This window comes from Tsukamurella sputi (genome assembly GCF_007858445.1).
In the GTDB taxonomy this organism is placed as follows: Bacteria; Actinomycetota; Actinomycetes; order Mycobacteriales; family Mycobacteriaceae; genus Tsukamurella; species Tsukamurella sputi.
The window spans coordinates 200,830-208,834 of sequence record NZ_VIGV01000005.1 but is presented as its reverse complement, the minus strand read 5'-3'; the positions used below and the strand labels follow the sequence as shown (position 1 = coordinate 208,834).

Here is an 8,005-nt window from a genome sequence, read left to right as displayed (position 1 = left end):
CGGATGTTGCGAACGCGGTGCTCGACGGTGCGGATGCGGTGATGCTCTCGGGTGAGGTCTCGGTGGGTAAGTATCCGATCGAGACGGTGCGGACGATGGCGAAGATCGTGCACGCTGTGGAGGAGGGCGGGCCGTCGGTGCCGCCGCTCAATCATGTTCCGCGGACGAAGCGGGGGATCATCTCCTATGCGGCGCGGGATATCGGGGAGCGGCTCAACGCCAAGGCGCTGGTGGCGTTCACGCAGTCGGGCGATACGGTGCGTCGGCTGGCTCGCCTGCACACCAGGTTGCCGTTGTTGGCTTTCACCCCGTTGCCGGAGGTGCGCAGCCAGCTGGCGCTGTCGTGGGGTACGGAGACCTTCTTGGTCGACGGTGCCGATAGCACCGACGCGATGATCAAGCAGGTCGATCATTCGTTGGAGGGCATCGGGCGGTACTCGAAGGGTGATCAGGTGGTCATCGTGGCCGGTGCGCCTCCCGGGACCATCGGCTCGACCAACCTGATCCAGGTGCACCGCATCGGCGAAGAAGACCACTGACGGCGAGCTCTCGATCGAGAGCCGCCCACCGAGATCCGGCATCGCGCCGGCCGAGGGCCGAACCGGCCCAACGTATTCAGACCTACTCAGACGAGAACCTGCCCATGAGAGGACAGACATGCCGATCGCAACCCCCGAGGCCTACCGGGAGATGCTGGACCGCGCTCGTGAGGGCGGATACGCCTTTCCGGCGATCAACTGCACGTCGAGCGAGACGATCAATGCGGCGATCAAGGGTTTCGCCGATGCGGGCAGTGACGGGATCATTCAGTTCTCGACCGGTGGTGCCGAGTTCGGCTCGGGTCTGGCGGTCAAGGACATGGTGGTCGGTGCGGTGGCGCTGGCGGAGTTCGCGCATGTGGTGGCCGCGCAGTACGACGTGACGGTCGCCTTGCATACCGATCATTGCCCGAAGGACAAGCTCGACAGTTATGTGCGGCCGTTGTTGGCGGTCTCGCAGGAGCGGGTGGACAAGGGGCTGAATCCGTTGTTCCAGTCGCACATGTGGGACGGCTCGGCGGTGCCGCTGGATGAGAACTTGGAGATCGCCCGGGAGCTGTTGGCGAAGGCGAAGGCCGCGAAGATCATCCTGGAGATCGAGATCGGTGTGGTCGGTGGTGAGGAGGACGGCGTTGAGAACGAGATCAACGACAAGCTGTTCACCAGTGATGAGGATTTCGCGAAGACCGTCGACGCTTTAGGTGCGGAGGGCTACCTGCTGGCTGCGACGTTCGGCAACGTTCACGGCGTGTACAAGCCGGGGAATGTGAAGCTGCGCCCGGAGGTGCTGCGTGATGGTCAGGCGGTCGCGTCGGAGAAGTTGGGTCTGCCGGCGGGGAGTAAGCCTTTCGATTTCGTTTTTCACGGCGGTTCGGGGTCGTTGAAGAGTGAGATCGAGGAGTCGTTGAGCTACGGCGTGGTGAAGATGAACGTCGACACCGATACCCAGTACGCGTTCACCCGTCCGGTCGCGGGGCACATGTTCAGCAATTACGACGGTGTGCTCAAGATCGACGGTGAGGTCGGTAATAAGAAGACCTACGATCCGCGGTCCTATCTGAAGAAGGCCGAGACCGCGATGGCCGAGCGTGTGGTGGAGGCCTGCAACGACCTGCATTCCGCCGGCAAGTCCATCAGCACGAAGTAACCGGAATCGGTTGCACCACAGACTCATTTCTCGTCCGATTCGGCGACAACAGCGTCGAACGGACACATCGGAAAGGAACACCCATGACGATTCGCGTAGGCATCAACGGATTCGGCCGGATCGGCCGGAACTTCTTCCGCGCAGTGGCAGCCCAGAAGGCGTTGGGTACCACGGACATCGAGATCGTGGCGGTCAACGACCTCACGGACAATGCCACGCTGGCACACCTGCTGAAGTTCGACTCGATCCTCGGCCGCCTGGACGCCGATGTCACGGCCGACGGGGACGAGATCCGCGTGGGCGATCAGGTCATCAAGGCCCTGGAGGTCCGCGAGGGCCCGGCCGCGCTGCCCTGGGGCGACCTCGGGGTCGACGTCGTCGTCGAGTCGACCGGAATCTTCACGGCCCGCGACAAGGCGCAGGGCCACATCGACTCCGGCGCCAAGAAGGTGATCATCTCGGCACCGGCGTCCGGTGAGGACATCACCATCGTGATGGGCGTGAACGACGACAAGTACGACGGCACCCAGAACATCATCTCCAACGCCTCGTGCACCACGAACTGCCTCGGGCCACTGGCCAAGGTCGTCAACGACGAGTTCGGCATCGTCAGCGGCCTGATGACCACGGTGCACGCCTACACGCAGGACCAGAACCTGCAGGACGGCCCGCACAAGGACCTTCGCCGCGCCCGTGCCGCGGCGATCAACATCGTGCCCACCTCGACGGGCGCCGCGAAGGCGATCGGCCTGGTGCTGCCCGAGCTGAAGGGCAAGCTCGACGGCTACGCGCTGCGCGTGCCGATCCCCACGGGGTCGGTCACGGACCTGACCGTGGAGCTGCAGAAGAAGGCCACTGCCGAGGAGATCAACGCGGCACTCAAGGCCGCCTCCGAGGGCACGCTGAAGGGCATCCTCAAGTACTACGACGCGCCGATCGTCTCCTCGGACATCGTGACCGACCCGCACAGCTCGATCTTCGACGCGGGCCTGACCAAGGTCATCGACGACCAGGCCAAGGTCGTGTCCTGGTACGACAACGAGTGGGGCTACAGCAACCGCCTCGTCGACCTGACCGGGCTCGTCGGGAAGTCGCTGTAGCGACGTCCGTCGTCCCGCGCTCCGACCTCGCCGGTGGACCGGCACCGTCGACCTAGGAGCGCGCGGTCCAGCGCCCGTCCTGGCGGGTGATGGCGATCGGGTGGTCGAAGGCGTGGCTGATCGCCTCGGTGGTGAGAACGTCGTCGACGGCACCCGCCGCGGTGATGCGCCCGTCCCGGATGAGCACCGCGTGCGAGGTGGTCACCGGGATCTCCTCGAGGTGGTGGGTGACCAGGATCGAGGCGAGCTCGGGGTGAGCGCGCCGGGCACCGTCCACCGTGGTGAGCAGGCGCTCGCGCGCGGCGAGGTCCAGGCCCGTGGCCGGCTCGTCGAGCAGGAGCAGCGCGGGATCGCCCATCAGCGCGCGGGCGATCAGTGCACGCCCGCGCTCGCCCTGCGAGAGGGTGGGCCACCGCGACTCGATGTGCCGCGACATCCCCAGCGTCTCGACGAGTTCCTCGGCGCGGGTGCGTTGCGCGTCGGTCGGTGCCCACCGCGGCGGGAACACCGGCGTGTTCGTGACGCCGGTGATGACCACGTCGCGCACCGTCAGCGGCTCGTCCAGGCGGTGCCGCGGATTGACGTGCCCGATGTGGGTGCGCAGCTCGCGCATGTCGACCCGTCCCAGGCGTTTGCCCAGCACGTCGACGGTGCCGCGCGTCGGGTGGGTGACCGCGCCGCAGAGCCCGAGCAGCGTCGACTTGCCGGCGCCGTTCGCGCCCAGCAGGACCCAGTGCTCGCCTCGGCGTACGGTGAGGGAGACGTCGTCGAGGAGGGCGCGACCGCTGCGGATCAGGTCCACATGGTCGATGCTCAGGACGTGCGGGTCGTGCGTCGCGGTTTCGGTCACTGTCCACCTCTCCACTCAATTGATTGGATGATTGTATGACTTCGCACCGGTGGGATCCATCCCAGTACCTCCGCTACGGCGACGAGCGCACGCGACCCTTCCTCGACCTGCTCGCGCGGATCCCCGGCGACGCGCGCACCGTCGTCGATCTCGGGTGCGGCCGCGGCAACGACGTCGCGCCCCTGCGGGCCCGCTGGCCGGAGGCCGCGATCCACGGGGTCGACTCCAGCGAGGAGATGATCGTGCGCGCCCGCGCCGATGTCGCGGACCCGAAGGCCACGTTCGAGACGGGTGATGCGGCTACCTGGAGGCCCGCGGGCGAGCGCCCCGACGTGATCGTCTCCAATGCCATGTACCAGTGGATCGACCGGCACATCGACCTGCTGCCCGCCGTCGCCGACGGTGCCGCCCACGCCTTCGCCTTGCAGGTGCCGGGCAACCAGGACGCGCCCTCGCATGCGCTGCTCGCGAGTGTCGCCGCCGAGTTCGGCGTCACCGACTTCCGCCGGGTCGACGTCCGTGATCCGGCGGAATACCTTGCTGCCCTGCAGCGCCCGGGGTGGGACGTGGACGTCTGGGAGACCACGTACCTGCACGTGCTGCAGGGCGAGGACGCGGTCTTCGAGTGGATCGCGGGCACCGGCGCGCGGCCCGTGCTCTCCAGGCTGGAGGGCGTCGAGCGGGAGGCCTTCGTCGAGCGCTACAAGGCCGAACTGCGGATCGCCTACCCGCCGCAGGACTTCGGGACGGTGCTCCCGTTCCGGCGCATCTTCGCCGTGGCCGTTCGACGGTGATCCCTCACTCGGCCTGCGCGAGGGCGTAGTCGCGGAACGCCCGGACGGCGCGGGGCAGCGCCGTGTCGGGCCGCCAGAGCAGCCCCACCTCGCGGGTCGGTGCGGGCCCGGACATCGGCACGAGCACCATCCCCGGAGGCCAGAGCGGATCCTGGTCGACGGGTAGCAGTGCGACCCCGAGCCCCGCTGCGACCAGCCCCGCGACGGTGAAGGACTCGGAGGACTCGAAGGCGATCCGCGGCCGGAAACCAGCGGCGGCGCATCGCTCCTCGAGGATCCGGCGCAGGCCGAACTCGGGGTGCATCGTGATGAAGTCCGCGTCTGCTGCTTCCGAGAGGTGCACGGACGCGCGCTCGGCGAGCGGGTGGCCGGCGGGGACGGCGAGCGCCAAGCGCTGCACCGCGAGCAGGCCGAAGGCCACAGCGCTGGTGGCGGGGCGCGGGGAGACGATGGCGAGGTCCGCCTCGTCGGCGAGAACCCGCTCGGTGACGGTGCCGGCCGCGAACTGGGACAGCTCGAAGGTGACCCGCGGCTCGCGGGCGCGGAAGCCGGACACCAGCCGGGGGACCAGCGCGACGCCGAAGGAGTGCAGGAAGGACAGCCGGATCGTGCCCTGCGACGGGCTTCGCAGGTCCGCGATCTGCGCCCGGGCGGCCTCCAACTCGGCGTGCGCGCGGCGCGCGTGATCGAGGTAGATCTCGCCACTCGCATTGAGCACCAACCGTCCGTGGCGCCGGTCGAACAGGGGCGCGCCCAGCTCCGCCTCCAGGCGGGCGAGCGTGCGCGAGAGTGTGGGTTGCGTGATCCGCAGCGCGGCCGCGGCGTCGGTCATGTGCTCGGTCTCGGCCAGCGTGATGAAGCGCACGAGGTCATCCGAGGTGCTCGGGCCGAGCCTGCCAGCTGCAGTCATACGCCTGTTCTATCAACTTTCCCAGATCCATGCATTTCACACATCGGGTTTTCCGGAGCACGGTGGAGTGCGTGACCGCCACCGCCGACCCCGTCGAGACCGCCCCGCTGCGAGCCGGGACGCCCGCGTACCGTCGGACCACGCTCGCGCTGTTCGTCGCCGGCCTGACCACGTTCGGGTCGATGTACTCGACGCAGGCCGTGCTCCCCGAACTGACGCGGGTCTTCGGTGCCGCGCCGGCGGTCTCCGCGCTCGCGGTCTCGGTGACGACGGGGCTGCTCGCGCTCGCGATCATCCCCGTCAGCGCGCTCTCGGAGCGTTTCGGCCGGACCCGCGTGATGACGGTGTCCGCCGTCGCCGCGGTCGTCCTGGGCCTGGTGATCCCTCTGGCTCCCACGCTGGAGGTGCTGCTGGTTCTCCGTGCGCTGCAGGGCATCGCGCTCGCCGGGGTGCCCGCCGTGGCGATGGCCTACCTGGCGGAGGAGGTCGACGGGCGCGACCTCGGTGGGGCGATGGGGCGTTACATCGCGGGCACCACGATCGGCGGTCTGCTGGGCCGTGTCGTGACGGCGGTGGGGCTCGACCTGCTGCCCTGGCGCGGCGCCATGGAGCTCTTCGCGATCGCCGCGGCGGTGCTCACCGTGGTGATGATCCGCACGCTCCCGGCCTCGCGGTTCCACGTGCCCGCTGCGGTCTCGGTGCGCACGACGGTCGGCGGCATGCTCGGCCACCTCCGCCGGCCCGCGCTCGCAGCGCTGTTCGCGCTGGCCTTCCTCCTCATGGGCGGCTTCGTCAGCGTCTACAACTTCCTCGGCTTCCGCCTCCTCGCCGAGCCCTTCGCGCTCGCCCCCGGCGTGGTGGGACTGGTCTTCCTGATCTACCTGGCCGGTACCTGGTCCTCCGGTGCGGCGGGGAGGCTCGCGGACCGGATCGGCCGCCGCCGTGTACTCCTCGCCTCCATCGCGACGATGGGAGCCGGCCTCGCGATCACGCTTCCCGATTCGACGCCGGCGGTCCTCGTGGGGATGGTGGTCTTCACCGCCGGCTTCTTCGCGGCGCACAGTGTGGCCAGCGGCTGGGTGGGGCTGCTCGCCACCTCGCACCGCGCGGAGGCCTCCTCGGGCTACTTGTTCTGCTACTACGCCGGCTCGTCGGTCGTGGGCGCGGCGGCGGGGCTCGCCTACGCGGCGGCCGGCTGGCCGGGCATCGCGCTCGCAGTCGGCGTGGGAATCGCCGCGGCATTCGTGCTGGTCGTGGCGGTTCTGCCGCGTTCGAGGAGCGAGGCGCCGCGGGGCTGAGTAGCGTCGTGGGCATGCGCATCGGAGTCCAGCTTCAGCCCCAGCACTTCACCGAGTACCAGCAGCTCCGCGACGCCGTCGCCAAGCTCGAAGAGCTGGGCGTCGACGTGGTCTACAACTGGGACCACTTCTTCCCGCTCTCCGGAGATCCCGACGGCACGCACCTCGAGTGCTGGACGATGCTGGCGGCCTGGGCCGAGCAGACCTCCCGCATCGAGATCGGCGCGCTGGTCACCTGCAACAGCTACCGCAACCCCGACCTGCTCGCCGACATGGCGCGCACCGTCGACCACATCTCGAAGGGGCGCCTGATCCTGGGGATCGGCTCCGGCTGGTTCCAGCGCGACTACGACGAGTACGGCTACGAGTTCGGCACGGCCGGTAGCCGTCTCGACGACCTCGCGACCGCCCTGCCGCGGATCACGGAGCGCTGGAGCAAGCTCAATCCCGCACCCACGCGTGACATACCGATCCTCATCGGTGGCGGTGGCGAGAAGAAGACGCTGCCGCTGGTGGCGCAGTACGCCTCGGTCTGGCACTACTTCGTGGACCTCGAGACCTACCGGCACAAGTCGGCGGTGCTCGCGCAGGCGTGCGAGAAGATCGGCCGCGATCCGAAGTCGATCGCGCACAACGTCGCCATCCCGCGCGGCGTCGGCGTCGACGAGGCGCTCGCCTTCGCGGACCAGCTCGTCGCCGAGGGGGCCACGGAGTTCACCGCCGAACTCTCCGCGCCCGCCTTCGACTACACCGTCATCGAAGCGCTGCTGCGCTGGCGGGACTCGCAGTAGGCGGGGCCTCCGCTCCCGGCGGTCCTGGGACGTGCGACCCGACGAAGGTCCCTGGCGGGCACCGTCGGGCGGGGACGAGAGTGGGGCGGCGGGCACCCGCCCGCCCCGACCCCAGGAGCGCGTCATGGAACGATTCACCGCCGGCACCACCGTCCTCGATCGCGCGGAGGCGGCCGAGCTGTTGCGCCGCAAGGACGTCGGGCGCGTCGTGATCGCGCTCGGGGGCGACGCCGAGATCTTCCCCGTCAACTACGTGCTCGGCGAGGGCTGCAACATCCTGTTCCGGACCGGCCCGGGTAGCAAGCTCGCCTCGGCCGTCGTGGCGCACGAGGTCGTCTTCGAGGTGGACGAGGTCAGTGGGGATCAGGCGTGGAGCGTCATCGTGCGCGGGCCCGCGCGCGTGCGTACGGACTCGTCCGCTCTGTCGGTGACGGACGCACTGTCGCTGCGGCCCTTCATCGACGACGGCAAGTACGAGGTCGTGGAGGTCCTCGCCGAACGGGTCAGCGCCCGCGGCTTCGGCCGCACCCGGTCCTGAACCGTCGGGACATCGGTCGGGACGTCCGCCGCTGCCGC

Annotated in this window: 9 protein-coding genes; 7 read left to right on the top strand and 2 right to left on the bottom strand. The window is 69.0% G+C overall.

Annotation, left to right across the window (positions count from 1 at the left end):
* From FK268_RS17295 to gap, 3 genes are all read left to right on the top strand, one after another.
* Positions 1 to 539 (top strand): pyruvate kinase (locus FK268_RS17295; protein ID WP_231707124.1); only part of this gene is annotated, 539 nt, incomplete at its 5' end.
* Between the two features lie 118 nt (positions 540 to 657).
* The gene (gene fbaA, locus FK268_RS17290) at positions 658 to 1,686 is read left to right on the top strand and encodes a class II fructose-bisphosphate aldolase (protein ID WP_146436303.1); all 1,029 of its coding nucleotides are present in this window, start codon (positions 658 to 660) and stop codon (positions 1,684 to 1,686) included.
* A gap of 83 nt (positions 1,687 to 1,769) precedes the next feature.
* Positions 1,770 to 2,786 (top strand): type I glyceraldehyde-3-phosphate dehydrogenase, encoded by a 1,017-nt coding sequence (gap, locus tag FK268_RS17285; RefSeq protein ID WP_146436301.1) that lies wholly within the window; start codon positions 1,770 to 1,772, stop codon positions 2,784 to 2,786.
* 52 nt (positions 2,787 to 2,838) lie between these two features.
* On the opposite strand, the gene FK268_RS17280 is transcribed toward gap, so the two are convergent.
* Positions 2,839 to 3,636, bottom strand: a complete 798-nt coding sequence (locus FK268_RS17280; RefSeq protein WP_146436300.1) for an ABC transporter ATP-binding protein — start codon at positions 3,634 to 3,636, stop codon at positions 2,839 to 2,841.
* 35 nt (positions 3,637 to 3,671) lie between these two features.
* Here FK268_RS17280 and FK268_RS17275 point away from each other — a divergent pair, with 35 nt between their 5' ends.
* The gene (locus FK268_RS17275) at positions 3,672 to 4,430 is read left to right on the top strand and encodes a methyltransferase domain-containing protein (protein WP_146436298.1); all 759 of its coding nucleotides are present in this window, start codon (positions 3,672 to 3,674) and stop codon (positions 4,428 to 4,430) included.
* Between the two features lie 4 nt (positions 4,431 to 4,434).
* Here FK268_RS17275 and FK268_RS17270 read toward each other — a convergent pair whose 3' ends face one another.
* Positions 4,435 to 5,340 carry a LysR family transcriptional regulator gene (locus tag FK268_RS17270; RefSeq protein ID WP_146436296.1) on the bottom strand — a complete coding sequence of 302 codons (906 nt, stop codon included), beginning with the start codon at positions 5,338 to 5,340 and terminating at the stop codon, positions 4,435 to 4,437.
* Between the two features lie 29 nt (positions 5,341 to 5,369).
* On the opposite strand from FK268_RS17270, the gene FK268_RS17265 reads away from it, so the two are divergent.
* From FK268_RS17265 to FK268_RS17255, 3 genes are all read left to right on the top strand, one after another.
* On the top strand, positions 5,370 to 6,638 hold the full coding sequence (locus FK268_RS17265) for an MFS transporter (protein WP_146436294.1): 1,269 nt from the start codon (positions 5,370 to 5,372) through the stop codon (positions 6,636 to 6,638).
* 14 nt (positions 6,639 to 6,652) lie between these two features.
* Entirely contained in the window at positions 6,653 to 7,429 is a 777-nt protein-coding gene (locus FK268_RS17260) for an LLM class F420-dependent oxidoreductase (RefSeq protein ID WP_146436292.1), read from the top strand.
* Positions 7,430 to 7,553: 124 nt separating this feature from the next.
* Complete coding sequence (locus tag FK268_RS17255) at positions 7,554 to 7,967, top strand: pyridoxamine 5'-phosphate oxidase family protein (RefSeq protein WP_146436290.1); 414 nt, start codon at positions 7,554 to 7,556, stop codon at positions 7,965 to 7,967.
* Positions 7,968 to 8,005 lie beyond the last annotated feature (38 nt).